Here is an 18056-nt window from a genome sequence, read left to right on the forward strand (position 1 = left end):
GCCGCCGCCTAATTCCAGCGTTAGGCTTCAAGAGCATTTCCGGGTTGGCGCCCGGTCGATGCCAGCATCTCGGCCGCGCTTCGCATCAGCATCGTTTCTTCGTTATGCTTCCGGCCAGCCTGCGTGTGTTGTTCGCGGGCGCTTGGTCGGCCTTTGCAGCGTGCGCGCCGGTGTGGGTTTGCGCGTCCATCTCGTTCTCGGCAGGCGCCGTGTGTCGCAAAGTCGCCACTTCGTCAACAGGTCGTCCACCGCACGCAGGCTCTCATCCGGGCTTTTTGCTCGGCAGTCCGAGCCCAAAGCATGACGACCCGAGCTCCTGGCCCGGCGTCCCGAGCCTTGAGGCTGGCCTCCCAAGCTTTTTGCTCGCCGTTTCGAGATCGCCACCCGGCTTTCCAGGCTTTTTGCCCAGCATCGGGAGCCTGAACCCCGACCCTGCCGGTCGCGGCATGCCAGTGTCCACGGGACGCCGCCGCCACCGGCGCACAGCCTCGCCCCGCAGCCATGCGCCACGCGTCAAGCTGTCCCCCACCCGGCCGATCTGGCACCATCCTCCGGTTGCCCGTGCCAGAAAACCCCTGCATGAACCTGCAAGCCAACTACGAACAGATCCCGCTCAAGGAATACGCCGAGCGCGCCTACCTCGACTACTCGATGTACGTGGTGCTGGATCGCGCCCTGCCCTTCGTGGGCGACGGCCTGAAGCCGGTGCAGCGGCGCATCGTGTACGCGATGAGCGAGCTTGGCCTGGCCGCCAGTGCGAAGCCCAAGAAATCCGCGCGCACCATCGGCGACGTGATCGGCAAGTTCCACCCGCACGGCGACACCTCGTGCTACGAGGCGATGGTGCTGATGGCGCAGCCGTTCTCCTACCGCTACCCGCTGGTGGACGGCCAGGGCAACTTCGGCTCGCCGGACGACCCCAAGAGCTTCGCGGCGATGCGCTACACCGAGAGCAAGCTCAGCCCGATCGCCGAGGCGCTGCTGGGCGAGCTGGGCCAGGGCACGGTGGACTGGGTGCCGAACTTCGACGGCACGCTGGAGGAACCCTCGTGGCTGCCCGCGCGCGTGCCACACGTGCTGCTCAACGGTTCCATGGGCATCGCGGTGGGCATGGCCACCGACATCCCGCCGCACAACCTGCGCGAACTGGCCTCCGCCTGCATCCGCCTGCTCGACGAGCCCGAGGCCACGGTGGCCGAGCTGTGCGAGCACGTGAAGGGCCCGGACTACCCCACCGAGGCGGAGATCATCACTCCGCGCAACGAACTGCTGGCGATGTACCAGAACGGCACCGGCTCGGTGCGCGCCCGCGCGGTGTACGTGCGCGAGGAAGGCAACATCGTCATCACCGCGCTGCCGCACCAGGTCAGCCCCTCGAAGATCCTCGAGCAGATCGCCGCGCAGATGCGCGCGAAGAAGCTGCCGATGATCGAGGATCTGCGCGACGAGTCCGACCACGAGAACCCGATCCGCCTGGTGCTGGTGCCGCGCTCCAGCCGCGTCGACGCCGACGAGCTGATGCCGCACCTGTTCGCCACCACGGATCTGGAAAAGAGCTTCCGCGTCAACCTCAACATGATCGGCCTGGACGGCCGCCCGCAGGTGAAGGATCTGAAGAAGATCCTCGGCGAGTGGCTGGCGTTCCGCACCAATACGGTGACGCGCCGCCTCAACCACCGCCTCGCCAAGGTCGAGCGCCGCCTGCACCTGCTGGAAGGCCTGCGCATCGCCTATCTCAACCTGGACGAGGTGATCCGCATCATCCGCACCGAGGAGGAGCCGAAGGTCGTGCTGATGGCGCGCTTCGGCCTCAGCGAGGAGCAGACCGACTACATCCTCGAGACCCGCCTGCGCCAGTTGGCGCGGCTGGAAGAAATGAAGATCAACGGCGAGCGCGACCAGTTGGAAGAGGAGCGCGCGCGCATCAACGTGCTGCTGAAGTCGCCGGCCAAGCTCAAGGGCCTGATCAAGGACGAGCTGCGCGCCGACGCCGAGAAGTACGGCGACGCCCGCCGTTCGCCGCTGGTAGAGCGCGAGGCCGCGCAGGCGCTGGACGAAAGCGCGCTGGTGGCCAGCGAGCCGGTCACCGTGGTGCTGAGCCGGAAGGGCTGGATCCGCGCCGCCAAGGGCCACGACATCGACGCCGAAGGCCTGAGCTACCGCGAGGGCGACGGTCTGCTCGCCACGGCGAAGGCGCGCACCACCCAGCAGGTGGCAGTGATCGACTCCACCGGCCGCAGCTACTCCACGCCCGCACACACCCTGCCCTCCGCGCGCGGCAACGGCGAGCCGCTCACCGGCCGCTTCACGCCGCCGGCGGGCGCCAGCTTCGACGCCATCGTCGCTGGCGACAACGACACGCGCCTGATCCTCGCCACCGACTTCGGCTACGGCTTCGTCACCCGCTTCGAGGCACTCACCGGCCGCAACAAGGCCGGCAAGCAGATCATCTCGCTGACCGACGGCGCGAAAGTGCTGGCACCGCAGGCCAGCGCCGACCCGGCGCGCGACCGCATCGTGGTGGTCACCAGCGAAGGCCACCTGCTGATGTTCTCGGTGGCCGAGCTGCCGGAGCTGGACAAGGGCAAGGGCAACAAGCTGATCGAGGTGCCGAAGAAGCAGCTCGCGGAAGGCGAGCGCGTGGCCGGCATCGCCGTGGTGGCCGAGGGCAAGGGCGAGGTCACGATGTACGCCGGCGCGCGCAAGCTCACCCTGCGCTGGGCCGACCTGGTGGAATACGGCGGCAACCGTGCCACCCGCGGCGGCCTGCTGCCGCGCGGCCTGCGCCGCGTGGAGCGCATCGAAACCACCGGCTGACGAAACTCCCCCTCTCCCCTCCGGGACGCGGGGAAGGGCCATGGATGGCCCTGCTTTGAGGAGCGAGGAAGAGGGTTGGGGTGAGGGGCCAAGGTCGCAAAGATCCCCCATGGAACTCCGTTGGCACCGCGCATCGAACCTTAAAGAAGGCTTAATCAATCGGCTTCTTGCTCGTCATCCCAGCGAAAGCTGGGATCCAGTGCCTCCAAACTATGAACGCAATGGCACTGGATTCCTGCCTTCGCAGGAATGACGAGCAAAACCCGGAGTTTCCTTAAGGTGTGCACGCCGCCGTCCCTCACGCGTTGAACGCGGCAAGCCCCGGAGTTTCCCCATGAAGACCCCACGCATCGCCACCGCCCTGCTCGCCGCCAGCCTGTTCGCCGGCGCGGCCTGGGCACAAACCACCTCCAACCAGCCCCCACCGCCGCTGAACCTCAAGCTGCCCCAGGTCAACCACATGCCCTCCGATCTGCCCGCCGCCAGCGGCAGCACGGCCAAGCCTGCCAGCAGCGCCAGCACGTCGAATCCCGGCAGCGCGCCCGGCGAGTACTACGGCGATACCAGCGGCCGCATGGGCAATACCGACGACCGCAGCGCCAGCACGCAGACCTGCGACGACTCCACCTACAACCAGCCGCAGATGCACGGCAGCGTGGGCATGGGCGTGATGGCCGGCAACCACACCAGCGGCAACTACCAGACCGGCACCGTCAGCGTCAGCAAGAACCTCGGCGACTGCGACCATCCCAAGGGCGGCGTCAGCTTCTCCATCGGCGTGGGCCAGGGACATTTCCACGGCCGCGGGTGGTAGGCATCAGGCCTTCCGCAGGAAACAGGTCTTCAGCACCAGCCCCTTGATCTTGTCCGAGTGGCCTTCGATGTGTTCGGCATCGTCCTCGACGAGGCGGATGTTGCGGATCACCGTGCCCTGCTTCAGTGGGATCGAGGAACCCTTGACCTTGAGATCCTTGACGACGACGACGGTGTCGCCCGCCGCCAGCGCGTTGCCGTTGCAGTCGCGCACAACCTGTGCGGACTCGGCGGGCGCCTGCTCCACCTGCGGCCATTCGTAGCCGCAGTCGGCGCAGACGTAGTTGTCGCCGTCCGGGTAGGTGTTCTCGAGCGTGCACTGCGGGCAGGAAGGGATGGCGGACATGGCGCGGCCTTGCGGGGAGGCGGCCATTTTACCGGAACCATCCGGTTCAGCCGTACAGCAACGGCAGGATGTGCTCCAGGCTCAGCCGCGCCACCGGCACGCCGGGCGCGGCGGGATCGAGCCAGCGCAGCTCGGCGATCTCGGCCTGCGCACTCGGCTCGCCGTCCACGCTCACTTCGTACACCTCGGCCTCCACCACGTGGCCGCGCTCGTTGGCGGCGGGCGCGCTGGCGCGGCAGAGGAAGCGCGCGGAGCCGGGGCGCAGCGCGCAGCCGAGTTCCTCGCGCAGCTCGCGCGCCAGCGTGGCGAGGTCGTCGGCATCATCCGGATCGCGCTTGCCACCGGGCTGCTGGAACACCTCCGCGCCATGCTTGCGCACCAGCAGGGTGCGGCCGGCGCCGTCGCGGATCACCGCGGCGACGATGCGGATGCGCGGCGCCTCGCTCAAAGCCGGCTGTACGACCACGACTGCATGCGGCCGTCCTTGTACGGCATCACGCCGTGGAACGGCCGCGCGTCGTCGTCGAACACCAGTGGCAGGAAGTGGCGGTCGCCTTCCCACATCGGCAGTTCCATCAGCTTGTCGCGCGCCACCCATTCCAGCGTGCCTTCGGGATTGCTCGCCAGCGGCGTGCCTTCGTAGCGGTCGATCAGGAAGATGAAGCCCAGCCAATCCTCGCCCTGCTTGCCGAAGCCGGGCCAGTTCAGCGTGCCGCGCAATTGCATCGACAAGCATTCGATGCCGGCTTCCTCGCGGATCTCGCGGCGCATGCAGGCGGCGATGTCTTCGCCCGGCTCCATCTTGCCGCCGAGGCCGTTGTACTTGCCGAGGTGCTGGTCGTCGGGGCGCGCGTTGCGGTGGATCATCAGCACCTGCGTGCGATCGGGCGAGAGCACGTAGCCGAGCGTGGCGACGATGGGCGTGTAGGGCATGGCGAATGCGGCCGCGGAAAGCGTGCATTGTAGCGGCGGCGGCCACGGCCACACGCAGGCTTGCATCGACCCGCGCAGGGCGGCGACCATCGTCCCCATGCGCACGACGTCCCGCCCCCGCTCCGCCCTCCGGTTTCCGCGTCCACTCCTGCTGCTGGCGCTGCTCGCGGGCGCGGCCGGCTGCAGCGCGTCGTCGCGCGGGCCGGTGAGCCGCGAGCTGAGCTTCGACGGCCAGGCCTACCGCGTGGTGACGCTGGATCTGAAGCACGACCCGCTCAGCCTGCACTGGCTCGACCCGGCCAGCGGCGACGCCTACGGCGACATCGAGACCCTGCAGCAATGGGGCGAGGCGCACGGCCAGCGCCTGCTGTTCGCCGCCAACGCCGGCATCTACGACCGCCAGAACAAGCCGCTGGGCCTGCACGTGGAAGACGGCAAAACGCTGGTGCCGCTGAACATGGCGCACGGCAATCCCGCCTCGGGCAATTTCTCGCTGCTGCCGAACGGCGTGTTCGCGATCTACCCCGACGGCCATGCCGCGGTGCGCACCAGCGCCGAGTTCAAGGCCGACGGCAAGCCGGTGCGCTGGGCCACCCAGTCCGGCCCGATGCTGGTGATCGCCGGCCAGCTCAACCCGCAGTTCGTGGACGACTCGGGCAGCCTGAAATGGCGCAGCGGCGTGTGCGCGAAGTCGCCCACCGAAGTGGTGTTCGCGGTGAGCGAGGTGCCGGTGAACTTCCACGGTTTCGCGCGGCTGTTCCGCGACAAGCTGGGCTGCCGCGACGCGCTCTACCTCGACGGCAGCATCTCGCAGATCTTCGTCGAAGGCGAAGGCTACGCCGGCGCGCCGGCCTTCCTGGTGAAGCCCTACGCGGGCATCTTCGCGGTGTTCGTGCCGCAATGAGCGCGCGCCGACTGCGCTGGTGGCGTGTCCTGCCGGCCGCCGTGGCCGCCCTGCTGCTGGCCGCCTTCGGCGCCGGCTGGTACCTGCTCGCCGGCAGCCGCGCGCGGCTGGACGGCGCGGTGCGGGTGCACGGCGTGCGGGCGCGCGTGGAGATCCAGCGCGATGCGCTGGGCACCGCCACCTTCACCGCCCGCAGCCGCGACGACATCGACTACGCGCTGGGCTACGTGCACGCGCAGGAGCGCTACTTCCAGATGGATCTGGCGCGCCGCGTCGCCGCGGGCGAGCTGGCCGAACTGGTCGGCGCCGCGGCGCTGCCCGTCGATCTCGACCATCGCCGCCATCGCCTGCGCGCGGTGGCCGAGGCCGCCTATGCGCAGTTGCCGCCGGCACAGCGCCGGCAGCTCGACCGCTACCGCGACGGCGTCAACGCCGGCCTCGCCGCGCTGCGCGTGCGGCCGTGGGAATACCTGCTGCTGCGCGAGAAGCCGCAGCCGTGGCGTTCGGAAGACACGCTGCTGACCATCGCCGCGATGTACCTCGACCTCAACGGCGACGGCCACGACACGCGCGAGCTGCGCATCGGCGAGATGCGCGCGGCGCTGCCCGGCCCGCTGGTGGATTTCCTGCTCGCGCCCGATCCCGCGTGGGAAGCACCGCTGCAAGGCCCGCCGTCGCCACAGCCGGTGCCGCCCGACGCCAGCGTGTTCGACCTGCGCACGCAAGCGCCGGAAACCGTCGCCGACCTCGCCGCCGTGCTCGCGCCCAGCCACGACGACCTGCGCCCCGGCAGCAACAACTTCGCCGTGACCGGCGCGCTCACCGGCAACGGCGCCGCGATGCTGGCGAACGACATGCACCTCGCGCTGCGCGTGCCCGACATCTGGTTCCGCACCCGCCTGCGCTACCCCGATCCCGGCGCGCCGCACGGCGAGCGCGACGTGGTCGGCGTGAGCCTGCCCGGCACGCCGGCCATGGTGGTCGGCTCCAACGGCCAGATCGCCTGGGGCTTCACCAACAGCTACGGCGACTGGCTGGACTGGGTGCGCGTGCTGCGCGACCCGAACGATCCCGCGCGCTACCGCACGCCGGACGGCTGGGCGCCGATCCGGACGCACGACGAGATCATCCGCGTGAAGGGCGAGGCGCCGCGCACGCTGCAGGTGGAGGACACGCGCTGGGGCCCGATCATGGCGCAGGACGCCGACGGCACGCCGCTGGCGCTGGCCTGGATCGCCCAGCAGCCGCGCGCCTACAACCTCGACCTGATGCGGCTGGAACGCACCGCCAGCGCGGCAGCGGCGCTGGATCTCGCGCCGACGTTCGGCATGCCGCCGCAGAACCTGCTGGTGGCCGACGATGCCGGCCACATCGGCTGGACGATCGCCGGCAACAGCGTGCCGCTGCGCACCGGCTACGACCCGCAACGGCCCGCCGACTGGTCGCGCCCCGGCACCGGCTGGATCGGCTGGGCCGCGCCCGCGCAGTATCCGCGCGTGCTCGATCCCGCCAGCGGACGGCTGTGGACGGCCAACAATCGCACCGTGGGCGGCGACGCGCTGGCCCTGCTCGGCAACGGCGGCCACGACCTCGGCGCGCGTGCGCGGCAGATCCGCGACGACCTGGACGCGCGCGCCAACTTCGCGCCTGCCGACCTGCTCGGCATCCAGCTCGACGACCGCGCGCTGTTCCTCGCCCGCTGGCAACACCTGCTGCAGGACACGCTCGCCGACACACGGGAACCTGCCCTGCGCCAACTGCGCGAACTCACCGCCGACTGGCACGGCCGCGCCGATCCCGGCAGCGTGGATTACCGGCTGGTACGCGCCTTCCGCCGCGAGGTGCACGACGCCGTGCTCGCGCCGTTCGCCGCACGCGTCAAGGCGAAGTATCCCGACTTCGCCTGGCCCGGCCTCGGCGACCCGGAGGCCGCGGTATGGCTGCTGGTGCAGCATCAACCGGCCAACCTGCTCGATCCGAAATACGCGGGCTGGCATGCCCTGCTGCTGGATGCCGCGCGCCGCGTGGCCGACACCTTGGGCAGCCAGCCCGGCGGCCTCGCCGCGCGCCGCTGGGGCGAGATCAACCGCGCCGGCATCGACCATCCGCTGTCGCGCGCCCTGCCCGGCTTCGTGGCGCGCTTCCTCGACATGCCCGACGACGAACTGCCCGGCGGCAACGACATGCCGCGCGTGGCCAGCCCCGGCTTCGGCGCCTCCGAGCGTCTGGACGTATCGCCCGGCCACGAGGCGCAGGGCATCCTGGAAATGCCCGGCGGCCAGAGCGACCATCCGCTGTCACCGTACTTCGGCGCGGGCCACGAGGACTGGGTGCACGGCCGCCCCACGCCGCTGCTGCCCGGCCCCGCGTTGCACACGCTGGTGCTGGAGCCGGCGGGCTGATCGCGTCAGGGCAACCGGTAGTCGAACGTGTAGCTGTGCCCGCCCTGCGCATCGATGTGGATGGCCAGCGTGCCGGCCAGCCCCGCCAGTTCCTCCGTGCCCGAATCCGGTACCACGCTCACGATGAGCGTGGACGCGCCGCGATCCATCGTGCCCGAGTGCTGCAGCACGAAGGCGCCACGCCGGCCGTGCAGCGTGCCGGCCACGCGCTCCATCGCCACGTAGCCCGCCGAGCCGTCCACCGCGCTGCGGAACGCCAGCATTTCGCCGAGGCTGTGCGCCTCGAGGTCGCCGCCGAACTGCTTGTCGATGGCCATGCGGCCCAGGCCGCTGTCGGCATGGGCAGGCGATTGCGGTTCCAGTTTCACCGTGAACGTGCCGGTGGCTTGCATGGATGCTTCTCCTGTTCAAACGTCGAGCTGCATGCCCGGCTGTGACAAGGTCACCTCGACGCCGTAGCGTTGCTTCAACGCTGCCGCCAGCGCCTCCCGTGCAGGGTTCTCGCCATGCGCCAGCGCCACCGGCGGATGGTTGGGGCTGGCGCCGTACCATTCCAGCAGGGCCTGCTGGTCGGCATGCGCAGAGAGGCCGCCGACGGTGTGGATCCGCGCGCGCACGCTGATGTCGTTGCCAAACAGGTGCACGCGTGGCACGCCATTGACCAGCAATCGCCCCGGCGTGCCGGCGGCCTGATAGCCCACGAAGATCACGTGGTTGCGCGCATTGCCGAGATTGTTCGCGAGGTGATGCCGCACGCGCCCGCCGTTGGCCATGCCGGAGCCCGCGATGATGATGGCGCCGCCGTGGATGCGGTTGATCGCCTTGCTGTCGTCCACGCTCGCGGCCACGCGCAGGTTCGGCAGGTGGAAGGGCTTGATGCGACCGCGCCACACCGCCGCCGCCTCGGCGTCGAACAGTTCCTCGTGCTGATCGTAGACCGCCATCACCTTGGCCGCCATCGGGCTGTCGAGGAAGATCGACCACTGCGCGAGGTTCCAGTCATCGAAGTGCTCGGCGAACCAGTACAGCAGCTCCTGGCTGCGCCCCACCGCGAACGCGGGGATCACCACGTTGCCGCCGTCGGCGCGCGCCGCGGCGAGGATCTGCCCCAGCTCGGCCACGGTGGCGGCGCGATCCTTGTGGTTGCGGTCGCCGTAGGTGGATTCCATCAGGATCAGGTCGGTGCGCGGCGCCGGCGCGGGGTCGCGCAGGATCGGCGTGCCGCGCATGCCGACGTCGCCGGTGAACAGCATCGAGCGGCCATCCGCACGCAGCTCCAGCATGGCCGAGCCGAGGATGTGCCCCGCCTCGTGCAGGCTCAGCGTCACTCCGGGGAGTATCTCCGTGTCCGCCTCGTAGGGCAGCGGGTGCAATTGCCGTTGCGCTGCGGCGACGTCGGCGGCGGTGTAGAGCGGCTCGATTTCCGGCTGGCCCGGCGCACGCTCGCGGTTCTCGAACTCGGCGCTGCGCTCGGACAGCGAGGCGGCGTCGAGCAGCATGATGGGGAACAGGTCGCAGGTGGCCGCCTGCGCATGGATCGGCCCCTTGAAGCCGCGCTTGACCAGCAGCGGCACGCGGCCAATGTGGTCGATGTGCGCGTGGCTGACCACCAGCGCGTCAATGGACGCGGGATCGAACGCGAACGGCTCGGCGTTGCGCGCCTCCGCGTCGCGGCTGCCCTGCACCATGCCGCAATCGAACAGGATGCGCTTGCCAGCCGCCTCGATCAGATGGCAGGAGCCGGTGACCTCGCCGCCCGCCGCGCCGTGGAATTCGATACGCATGACTTGCCTCCCCTCGAAAGACCTCACCCTGACGCTGCTTCGCGTCAAACCGATTCAGCGGCTGAGCCAGCTCAGCCGTGCCTCGATGGCGGCGAACAGCACCAGCAGCACCAGCGCACCCGGCAGACCGGCCAGCTCGTAGCCGAAGCGGGCGCACACGTACAGCAGCACCAGCGCGCTCTGCAGCATGCCGACCAGGCCGGGCGCGCGGAACCGCGGTGCCTTGTGGTAGCCGATCCAGAACACGTAGCGCGCCACGATCCACACCACCGTGGTGGCCGCCACCGCGCGCATCTCGCGGCCACTGGTGCAGTACAGCGCCAGCCCCAGCAGGCCGGGAATGAACAGCAGCAGTTGCTCCAGCGTGTGCTGCAGGTAGCGCAGATCCACCTTCATGCGCGGCGACTCGGCGCCCTGCAGCGGGTCGATCGCCGCGGAATCGAGGCGCTGGTGCGCCACCGCCTCGATGCCCATGAAGAAGCACAGCAGCACCGCCACGCAGCAGCACTTGAGCGCAAACGCCAGCCGGTTCCCCATGGATTCCATGCCCGCCAGCGGCGGCAGCCATGCATACAGCGCAAACCACATGGCCAGCGCCAGCGGCAGCGCGACCAGCATGCCGGACATCAGCACGCGCCGCTGCGCGGCGGTGCTTTGCGGCGATTGCGTTGGGGCGGCACCAGCCATGCGTCACCTCCGGCAGGTCAGCCAGCGAGCAGGCGCTCGCAGATCGCCTGGTATAGCGCCGGCAGGCGTTCCAGTTCGGCCACGTCCACGCACTCGTCCACCTTGTGGATGGTGGCGTTGACCGGCCCCAGCTCCACCACCTCCGCGCCCAGCGGCGCGATGAAGCGGCCGTCCGAAGTGCCGCCGCCGGTGCTCTGTTCCGGTTCCGTGCCGCACAGCTCGCGGCAGACGGCCACCACCGTCTCGCGCAGCCTGCCGCCCGGCGGCGTGAGGAAGGGTTCGCCGGAAAGGTTCCAGTCCAGCGCGAAATCCAGCCCGTGCTTGCGCAGGATCGCTTCGGCGCGCGCGCGCAGGTCTTCGGCGCGGCTGGCGGTGCAGTAGCGGAAGTTGATGAGCGCGACGAGTTCGCCCGGGATCACGTTGTTGGCGCCGGTGCCCGCGTTGAGGTTGGACACCTGGAACGAGGTAGGCGGGAAATCCGCGTTGCCCTCGTCCCAGCGCTCGGCGGCGAGTTCCGCCAGCGCGGGCGCGAAGGCGTGGATCGGGTTCAGCGCCTTCTCGGGATACGCCACGTGGCCCTGCACGCCGCGCACCGTTAGCGTGCCGGAGAGCGAGCCGCGCCGGCCCACGCGGATCAGATCGCCGAGCTTCGCCTTCGCCGACGGCTCGCCCACCACGCACCAGGTTATGTGCTCGCCGCGGGCGCGGAAGCCATCGGCCACTTTGCGCACGCCGTCGAGGTTGGTCGGGCCCTCCTCGTCGCTGGTGAGCAGCAGCGCCACGCGGCCGGCGTGATCCGGGTGCGCCGCGACGAAGCGCTCCAGCGCCACCGTCATCGCCGCCACCGCACCCTTCATGTCGGCGGCGCCGCGGCCGTACAGCTTTCCGCCGCGAACCATCGGCTCGAACGGCGGGCTTTGCCACGCCGTTTCCGGCCCGCTAGGCACCACGTCGGTGTGGCCGAGGAAGGCCAGCGTCGGGCCCGGCTCCAATGAAGCATGGTCGCCGTGCACGGCCCACAGGTTGTCCACTTCGCCATGCCGCAGATGCTCGATGCGGAAACCCACGCGTTGCAGGCGCTCCGCCAGGAGCGCCTGGCAACCGGCGTCGTCCGGCGTCACCGAGCGGCGGCGGATCAGTTCGCAGGCAAGGTCGAGCACTTCGGACATGGTGGCGGATCAACCGGAACGATGCCGCAGCATAACAGTGCTCCCGCAACGCTCAGCCAGTGACCACCGCACCCAGCAGGTGCCCGACGAAATAGGTGACCGCGGCCGCGGCGATGGTGATGCCGAACTGCCGCGCGATCGAGAACAGCATGCCGCGCCCGGTGAACAGCGAGGTGCCGGTGCCGATGATCGCCAGGCCGACGCCAGTGGCCGCGATGCTGCCCAGCATCGCGGTGTGGCCGTGCAGGAACAGGTACGGCGCCACCGGAAACGCTGCGCCGAACGCGAACAGGCAGAACGAAGATACCGCCGCACTCCATGCCGAACCGCCCAGTTCGGCGGGATCGACGCCAAGGTCTTCGCGCACCACGGTATCCAGCGCGGCACGCGGCGTCTCGGTGAGGTGCTCGGCCAGGTGCTCGGCCTGGGCGCGGCCCAGCCCTTTCTCGCGGTAGATGCCGGCGATGTGGCTCACGCCGTCCTCCGGCGCCACCGCGAGGCGCTCGGCGCGTTCGGTGATCTGCGCCTGGTAGAACTCGCGCGAGCTGTTCACGCTGAGCCACTCGCCCAGCGCCATCGAACAGGCGCCGGCGACCAGCCCGGCCAGCCCGGCCAGCAGCACGGCGCGGTCGCTGGCGGCGGCGCCGGCCATGCCCATCACCAGGCTGACGTTGGAAACCAGGCCGTCGTTGGCGCCCAGCACCGCCGCGCGCAGCGTGTTGCCGCTCTGCGCGCGATGGCTGTGGCCGCGCTCGGCACGCGCGTGCGGTGGCACGAAGTGGTCGCGGTGGCCGCTGCGATCCACCGGCGTGGCGTCGTGGTCGGCGTGCTCCAGCCGCACCACGGTGGGCATCACGAACTCGGTGCCGAAGGCCCGCGCGAACCAGCCCAGCACACGCACGCGCATGCCGGTGCGGGGCGGTGGCACGGCCGCGCCCTGCTCGCGCAGGCGCGACTCCCAGAACGCCGCGTTGACCTGCTCGCCCTCGGCGATCCGCCGGTACGCGCGTGCCAGCCGCGGATCGGTGGCCAGCCCGGCCAGCCGCGCGTACAACGCGGCGTTGTCGCGCTCGATGCGCAGGTTGATGCGGTAGCGGCGTGTGCGGTGGTCAGGCATGTCGTCAGCCATCCAGTTCGTCGTCGCGCTGGCCCAGCCAGACCAGCATCGCCAGCAGCACGATGGCGAAGCGAAATGCGCTTTCGATGCCGTTCCACTGGCTGGACATCCACATGCCGAACCATTCGCCGCCGACCGCCACGAAGCCGCCCAGCCACAGCAGCACGCCGGTGGTCAGGCCCAGCACGGCCACGCGCTTGGCGCGCTGGAACGCCGCGGCCGTGGCGCGGCGCGCACGCCACAGCCGCCACGTGCCCAGCCCGCAAAGCGTGGCGGCCAGCGACTCGACCGCGATGATCAGCGCATAGGCGGCATGCTGCAGCAGCGGCGAACGGATGGCGCGGTAGCGGATATGCGCGTCGGGGAAGATCGTGTCCATCGCCAGCACGTGCTGCACGAACGGCCAGTTGCTGCCGTAGTCGCTGAGGTTGCCGAAGGCGACCAGCGCGATCCACAGCGCCACCACCGCCAGCACCACGATCTTGCAGAGGCGCACGATCATCCGTCAGCGGCCGAACAGCTTCTTGAAGCCGTTGTCGCTGAAGCCCACGCTGACGCTGCCGTCCTCCTTCAGCACCACCGGGCGGCGCACCAGCGCGGGATATTCCTTCAGCAGCAGCGTCCACTCCGGATCGCTGCCGGGGTTCTTGCGCTGCGGCAGCAGGTTGCGCCAGGTGGTGGAGGACTTGTTGACCATCGCCTCCCAACCGCCAAGCTGCTGCGCCCATACCTTCAGCGTGGCCGCCGGCACCGGGTTGGCGCGGTAGTCCACGAAGGTGTACGGCACGGCGAAGCGATCCAGCCAGTTGCGCGCCTTGCGGCAGGTGTCGCAGGTGGTCAGGCCATAGAGGGTCGCGCTCATTCGCCGCTCCGCAGCAGTTCGTTGATCGAGGTCTTGCCGCGCGTCTTCTCGTCCACCTGCTTCACGATCACCGCCGCGTACAGGCTGTGCGAACCATCCTTCGCGGGCAGGCTGCCGGCTACCACCACGCTGCCGGCGGGGATGCGTCCGTAACTGACTTCGCCGGTGGCGCGGTTGTAGATGCGGGTGGACTGGCCCAAAAACACGCCCATGCCGATCACGCTGCCCCGCTCCACCACCACGCCCTCGACCACTTCCGAACGCGCGCCGATGAAGCAGCCGTCCTCGATGATGGTGGGATTGGCCTGCAGCGGCTCCAGCACGCCGCCGATGCCCACGCCGCCGGAGAGATGCACGCCCGCGCCGATCTGCGCGCAGGAGCCCACCGTGGCCCAGGTGTCGACCATGGTGCCCGCGCCCACGTAGGCGCCGATGTTGACGTAGCTCGGCATCAGCACCGCGTCCCTGGCGACGTGCGCGCCGCGGCGCACCAGCGCGCCGGGCACCACGCGCGCGCCCAGGCCCTGCAGCTCGGCGTCGTCGCCGTGGGCGAAGCGCAGCGGCACCTTGTCGAAGGCCAGCGCCGAACCGCCGTCCACCACGCGGTTGCCGTTGATGCGGAAGTACAGCAGCACCGCCTTCTTCAGCCACTGGTTGACCTTCCAGCCGCCCTGCCCGTCCGGCTCGGCCACGCGCAGTTCGCCGGATTCGAGCAGGCCCAGCGCCTGTTCCACCGCAGGACGCAGGTGGGTTTCGATCTCGCTCTGGGTCAGTTCGTTGCGGCGCCCGAAGGCGTCGTCGATCAGGTGTTCGAGGCTGGTCATGGCAAATGGACGTCCAAATCGTCGATGGGGAACGCCCCATTGTGCCCGTCCGCGCCGCGCGGCGAAACCGCCGGCCCGGCCCGCTCACTCAAGCTTCATGCCGGCTGGCCGATAAACCCCGCGAAGAGAGCCGGCGCGGTGCGCCGCCTGCCGTGAGGATGCGATGGATGGATCGGGCACTGTCGTAGACAAGCCAGTCCGACGCCGCACGCGCTCTGCCCGTGTGCTGGCGCTGGCCACGCTTTGCCTGCTGGCCGCTCCCGTCCATCCGGCGCCCGTCTTGCCCGCGCCCGCCCCTGCCGTCGCCGCCAGCACGGCGCCCAACGACGCCGGCCTGCCCTACATCCGCAACTTCTCCCCGAGCGAGTACGGCGCCGCCGCGCAGAACTGGGCGCTGGCGCAGGATCGCGAGGGCGTGCTCTACGTGGGCAACGTCGACGGCTACGTGCTGAGCTTCGACGGCGCGCGCTGGCAACGCATCCCGGTGCCCAACCACGCCACGGTGCGCTCGCTGGCGCTGGGCGCGGACGACCGCATCTACGTGGGCACGGTGGGCGACTTCGGCTACCTAAAGCCGGACGCCGCCGGCCAGTTGGCCTTCGTCTCGCTGCGGGACAAGCTGCCGCCCGGCGAGCGCGATTTCGCCGACGTATGGAGCGTCTATCCCACGGCCGACGGCGTGTACTTCGTCACCGTCACGCGGCTGTTCCGCTACCGCAACGGCGCGATGAAGGTGTGGAAACCCGGCACCACGTTCCACACCAGCTTCATGATCGATGGCCGGCTGTACCTGCGCGAGACGGGGCGTGGCCTGCTGCAGATGGACGGCGACCGGCTGGTGCTTTCGCCCGACGGCGCACGCTTCGCCGAAGAGAAGGTCTACGCGCTGCTGCCGTGGCGCGGGCCTGGCGCGCAACCGGGCGACCTGCTGGCGGGCACGCGCACGCAGGGCTGGTTCATCCGCCACGACGGCACGTGGCGCCCCTGGCCCACCGAAGCCGACGCGGCGATCCGCAAGGCCCTGCTGTACGACGCGACCTGGCTGGCCGACGGCCGGCTGGTCGCGGCCACGGTGCATGGCGGACTGTTCGTGCTGGATGCGCAGGGCCGCCTGCTGCGCACGCTGACGCGCAGCAGCGGGCTGAGCACGAACTCCATGATGGCCCTGATGCAGGGGCGCGAACACGGCCTGTGGGTGGCCGAGGGCAACGGCATCGCACGCATCGACATGGGCTCGCCGCTGACCCATTTCGGCGAACGCTCCGGGCTGCCGGACGACGCGCTGGTGCTGCAGCGCCATGCCGGCACGCTCTACGTGGGCGCCACCGACGGCCTGTATCGCCTGGTGGCCGGCACCGACGCCCATTTCGAGAAGGTGCCGCAATTGGCGGGGCCGATCTGGGATCTTGCCGAAGTCGACGGCCAGCTGCTGGTGGCCTGCGACGACGGCGTGTTCGTCGGCACCGGCAGCGACTTCCGGCAGGCGCTGGCGATCCGGCGGCATGCGCTTTCGCCCTCGGCGCTCTCCCTGTGGCACTCCACCAGCGATCCGTCGCGCGTGTTCGTGGGGTACCCGAACGGCATCGGCACCTTGCGCCGCGTGGGCAGCCAGTGGGTCGACGAGGGCCTCATCGACGGCGTGTCGCTGGAAATCCGCGCCATCCGGCAGGATTCGGCGGGCCACGTGTGGCTCAGCCCCTGGGTGGGCGGCGCGATCCGCCTGAGCCTGCCGCAGGACTGGCAGGGGCCGCAGGACGCGCGTGCCGTCAAGGTCGACCACTACGACGCCGACGCCGGCCTGCCGGCGGAGCGCAACGACCTGGTCGCCATCGACGGCAGGCTGCGCTTCATTACCGCGCACGGCCTCTACCGCTTCGATGCGGCCACTTCGCGCTTCAGCCCCGACCCGGCGTTCGCCAGCCTGTTCCCCGACGGCCCGCAGCAGATCGACGTGGTGCACCAGGATCGCGACGGCTCGCTGTGGATGTACGCCGCCATCACAGGCGGCTCCAAGCAGATCGGCCATGCGGTGCGCGACGGCAAGGGCTGGCGCTGGCAGGCCGTTCCGCTGCAGCCGCTGGCCGGTATCGACATGTCCGCCTTCCTGGACGACGCCGACGGCGACGTGTGGATAGGCGGCGACAAGGGCCTGTTCCGCTACCGGCCCACGCGTGCCACTCCGCAGGACGCGCAACTGCGCACCCTGCTGCGCAGGGTCGTCGGCCAGGATGGCCGCGTGCCGTTCGCCAGCAACCGCGCGGACGCAGGCACGCCCGGGATTCCGTGGGAGCAGAACTCGATCCGCTTCGAGTTCGCCCTGCCCAGCTACGGGCGCGCCAGCGCCAACCAGTACCAGACGCGGCTGGAAGGGCTGGATCGCGGCTGGTCGCCGTGGCGCGGCGACGCCTATCGCGACTACACCAACCTGCCCGACGGCTTCTACCGCTTCCACGTGCGCGCACGCAACGTGTACGGCCAGGAGGGCCGCGAAGCCACGTTCGACTTCCGCATACTGCCTCCGTGGTACCGCACGGCCTGGGCCTGGCTGGCATGGTCGGCCTGCGGCGTGCTGTTGCTGAGCCTGCTGATCCGCTGGCGCCTGCATGCGCTGCGCCAGCGCAACCGCGCGCTGGCCATGCTGGTGTCCCGGCGCACCGCCGAACTGGCGCAGGCCAACCAGGCGCTGCGCGACGCCAACGCGGCGCTCGCCCAGCAGGTCTTCGTCGATCCGCTCACCGGCCTCAAGAACCGGCGCTATCTCGACGACCACATCGAACACGACCTCGCCGCCGCCCGGCGGTACGGGCCGGGGCGGCAGATGCACCTGCTGTTCCTGATGGTGGACATCGACCACTTCAAGCAGATCAACGACAGCCACGGCCACGCCGCCGGCGACCGCATGCTGCAGCAGTTCCGCGACGTGCTGATGTCGGTGGTGCGCGAATCGGACACCGCGGTGCGCCATGGCGGCGAGGAGTTCCTGATCGTGGCGCGCTTCGCCGCGGCGGACACCGGGCCGCTGTACGCCGAACGCATCCGCGCCGCGGTGGCCGCCCACCGCTTCGCGCTGGACGACGGCCGGAACCTGCGCCTCAGCTGCTCGATCGGCTTCGCCAGCTACCCGTTCTTCGCCAGCGCACCCAACCGGCTGACCTGGGAGCAGGTGGTCAACGTCGCCGACGAATGCCTGTACGCGGCGAAGCGGCACGGCCGCAACGCCTGGGCCGGCGTGCCGCCGGTGACCACGCCGCCGCCGGCAGGCAACGTGACCGATGTGCTGCGCGAGGCGCTGTCCCGCCTGCCCGAGCCGGGGGCGCTGCCCGTGGCGGCGTCGTGGACTTGCGCAAAACCGCCGGAAGCTATGAAGTGAACGCATTCCGGGCCATCTTCGTCCCGCA

Annotated in this window: 16 protein-coding genes; 5 read left to right on the plus strand and 11 right to left on the minus strand. The window is 70.2% G+C overall.

The genetic code is table 11. The features are described from left to right. Positions 1-579 precede the first annotated feature (579 nt). Both parC and ACZ5Z2_RS12715 read left to right on the plus strand, forming a co-directional pair. On the plus strand, positions 580-2817 hold the full coding sequence (gene parC / locus ACZ5Z2_RS12710; protein WP_464758954.1) for a DNA topoisomerase IV subunit A: 2238 nt from the start codon (positions 580-582) through the stop codon (positions 2815-2817). Between the two features lie 334 nt (positions 2818-3151). Further along, positions 3152-3631 (plus strand): hypothetical protein, encoded by a 480-nt coding sequence (locus ACZ5Z2_RS12715; protein WP_464758955.1) that lies wholly within the window; start codon positions 3152-3154, stop codon positions 3629-3631. Positions 3632-3634: 3 nt separating this feature from the next. Here ACZ5Z2_RS12715 and ACZ5Z2_RS12720 read toward each other — a convergent pair whose 3' ends face one another. The 3 genes from ACZ5Z2_RS12720 to ACZ5Z2_RS12730 are packed head-to-tail and all read right to left on the minus strand — an operon-like array spanning position 3635 to position 4909. Further along, on the minus strand, positions 3635-3976 hold the full coding sequence (locus ACZ5Z2_RS12720; protein WP_464758956.1) for a zinc ribbon domain-containing protein YjdM: 342 nt from the start codon (positions 3974-3976) through the stop codon (positions 3635-3637). 46 nt (positions 3977-4022) lie between these two features. Next, positions 4023-4442, minus strand: a complete 420-nt coding sequence (locus ACZ5Z2_RS12725; protein ID WP_464758957.1) for an NUDIX hydrolase — start codon at positions 4440-4442, stop codon at positions 4023-4025. Next, positions 4421-4909 (minus strand): NUDIX hydrolase, encoded by a 489-nt coding sequence (locus ACZ5Z2_RS12730; protein WP_464758958.1) that lies wholly within the window; start codon positions 4907-4909, stop codon positions 4421-4423. Before ACZ5Z2_RS12730 ends, ACZ5Z2_RS12725 begins: the two co-directional genes overlap by 22 nt. 97 nt (positions 4910-5006) lie before the next feature. On the opposite strand from ACZ5Z2_RS12730, the gene ACZ5Z2_RS12735 reads away from it, so the two are divergent. Together ACZ5Z2_RS12735 and ACZ5Z2_RS12740 are read left to right on the plus strand one after the other, a co-directional pair. Continuing rightward, positions 5007-5813 carry a phosphodiester glycosidase family protein gene (locus ACZ5Z2_RS12735; protein ID WP_464758959.1) on the plus strand — a complete coding sequence of 269 codons (807 nt, stop codon included), beginning with the start codon at positions 5007-5009 and terminating at the stop codon, positions 5811-5813. After that, on the plus strand, positions 5810-8215 hold the full coding sequence (locus ACZ5Z2_RS12740; protein WP_464758960.1) for a penicillin acylase family protein: 2406 nt from the start codon (positions 5810-5812) through the stop codon (positions 8213-8215). The genes ACZ5Z2_RS12735 and ACZ5Z2_RS12740 overlap by 4 nt, the downstream gene beginning before the upstream one ends. A 5-nt stretch (positions 8216-8220) precedes the next feature. On the opposite strand, the gene ACZ5Z2_RS12745 is transcribed toward ACZ5Z2_RS12740, so the two are convergent. From ACZ5Z2_RS12745 to dapD, 8 genes are read right to left on the minus strand one after another with little or no spacing between them, the layout of a single operon-like run. Beyond that, positions 8221-8607 carry a DUF3224 domain-containing protein gene (locus ACZ5Z2_RS12745; protein WP_464758961.1) on the minus strand — a complete coding sequence of 129 codons (387 nt, stop codon included), beginning with the start codon at positions 8605-8607 and terminating at the stop codon, positions 8221-8223. A 15-nt stretch (positions 8608-8622) separates the two neighbouring features. Beyond that, positions 8623-9999, minus strand: coding sequence for an MBL fold metallo-hydrolase (locus ACZ5Z2_RS12750; protein WP_464758962.1), 1377 nt, complete (start codon positions 9997-9999; stop codon positions 8623-8625). Between the two features lie 54 nt (positions 10000-10053). After that, entirely contained in the window at positions 10054-10686 is a 633-nt protein-coding gene (locus ACZ5Z2_RS12755; RefSeq protein WP_464758963.1) for an MAPEG family protein, read from the minus strand. A gap of 17 nt (positions 10687-10703) precedes the next feature. Then, the gene (dapE, locus tag ACZ5Z2_RS12760) at positions 10704-11855 is read right to left on the minus strand and encodes a succinyl-diaminopimelate desuccinylase (protein ID WP_464758964.1); all 1152 of its coding nucleotides are present in this window, start codon (positions 11853-11855) and stop codon (positions 10704-10706) included. 52 nt (positions 11856-11907) lie between these two features. Next, a complete protein-coding gene (locus tag ACZ5Z2_RS12765) occupies positions 11908-12972 on the minus strand; it encodes a VIT1/CCC1 transporter family protein (RefSeq protein WP_464758965.1) in 1065 nt (354 codons plus the stop codon). Between the two features lie 4 nt (positions 12973-12976). Next, positions 12977-13474: a DUF2165 family protein gene (locus ACZ5Z2_RS12770; protein WP_464758966.1), complete on the minus strand. Its 498-nt coding sequence runs from the start codon at positions 13472-13474 to the stop codon at positions 12977-12979. Between the two features lie 3 nt (positions 13475-13477). After that, positions 13478-13834, minus strand: a complete 357-nt coding sequence (locus tag ACZ5Z2_RS12775) for a Spx/MgsR family RNA polymerase-binding regulatory protein (protein WP_464758967.1) — start codon at positions 13832-13834, stop codon at positions 13478-13480. Then, a complete protein-coding gene (gene dapD / locus ACZ5Z2_RS12780) occupies positions 13831-14658 on the minus strand; it encodes a 2,3,4,5-tetrahydropyridine-2,6-dicarboxylate N-succinyltransferase (RefSeq protein ID WP_464758968.1) in 828 nt (275 codons plus the stop codon). The genes ACZ5Z2_RS12775 and dapD overlap by 4 nt, the downstream gene beginning before the upstream one ends. A gap of 280 nt (positions 14659-14938) precedes the next feature. Here dapD and ACZ5Z2_RS12785 point away from each other — a divergent pair, with 280 nt between their 5' ends. Then, positions 14939-18028: a ligand-binding sensor domain-containing diguanylate cyclase gene (locus ACZ5Z2_RS12785; RefSeq protein WP_464758969.1), complete on the plus strand. Its 3090-nt coding sequence runs from the start codon at positions 14939-14941 to the stop codon at positions 18026-18028. Positions 18029-18056 lie beyond the last annotated feature (28 nt).

Source organism: Rhodanobacter sp. G1 (genome assembly GCF_055397855.1).

Excerpts from the sequence above, each read along its gene's own strand:
- ACZ5Z2_RS12755 (WP_464758963.1), bottom strand. The coding sequence starts at position 10,686 with ATGGCTGGTGCCGCCCCAACGCAATCGCCGCAAAGCACCGCCGCGCAG.
- ACZ5Z2_RS12770 (WP_464758966.1), bottom strand. The coding sequence starts at position 13,474 with ATGATCGTGCGCCTCTGCAAGATCGTGGTGCTGGCGGTGGTGGCGCTG.
- parC (WP_464758954.1), top strand. The coding sequence starts at position 580 with ATGAACCTGCAAGCCAACTACGAACAGATCCCGCTCAAGGAATACGCC.
- ACZ5Z2_RS12750 (WP_464758962.1), bottom strand. The coding sequence starts at position 9,999 with ATGCGTATCGAATTCCACGGCGCGGCGGGCGGCGAGGTCACCGGCTCC.
- dapE (WP_464758964.1), bottom strand. The coding sequence starts at position 11,855 with ATGTCCGAAGTGCTCGACCTTGCCTGCGAACTGATCCGCCGCCGCTCG.
- dapD (WP_464758968.1), bottom strand. The coding sequence starts at position 14,658 with ATGACCAGCCTCGAACACCTGATCGACGACGCCTTCGGGCGCCGCAAC.
- ACZ5Z2_RS12735 (WP_464758959.1), top strand. The coding sequence starts at position 5,007 with ATGCGCACGACGTCCCGCCCCCGCTCCGCCCTCCGGTTTCCGCGTCCA.
- ACZ5Z2_RS12775 (WP_464758967.1), bottom strand. The coding sequence starts at position 13,834 with ATGAGCGCGACCCTCTATGGCCTGACCACCTGCGACACCTGCCGCAAG.
- ACZ5Z2_RS12715 (WP_464758955.1), top strand. The coding sequence starts at position 3,152 with ATGAAGACCCCACGCATCGCCACCGCCCTGCTCGCCGCCAGCCTGTTC.
- ACZ5Z2_RS12765 (WP_464758965.1), bottom strand. The coding sequence starts at position 12,972 with ATGCCTGACCACCGCACACGCCGCTACCGCATCAACCTGCGCATCGAG.
- ACZ5Z2_RS12740 (WP_464758960.1), top strand. The coding sequence starts at position 5,810 with ATGAGCGCGCGCCGACTGCGCTGGTGGCGTGTCCTGCCGGCCGCCGTG.
- ACZ5Z2_RS12745 (WP_464758961.1), bottom strand. The coding sequence starts at position 8,607 with ATGCAAGCCACCGGCACGTTCACGGTGAAACTGGAACCGCAATCGCCT.
- ACZ5Z2_RS12720 (WP_464758956.1), bottom strand. The coding sequence starts at position 3,976 with ATGTCCGCCATCCCTTCCTGCCCGCAGTGCACGCTCGAGAACACCTAC.
- ACZ5Z2_RS12730 (WP_464758958.1), bottom strand. The coding sequence starts at position 4,909 with ATGCCCTACACGCCCATCGTCGCCACGCTCGGCTACGTGCTCTCGCCC.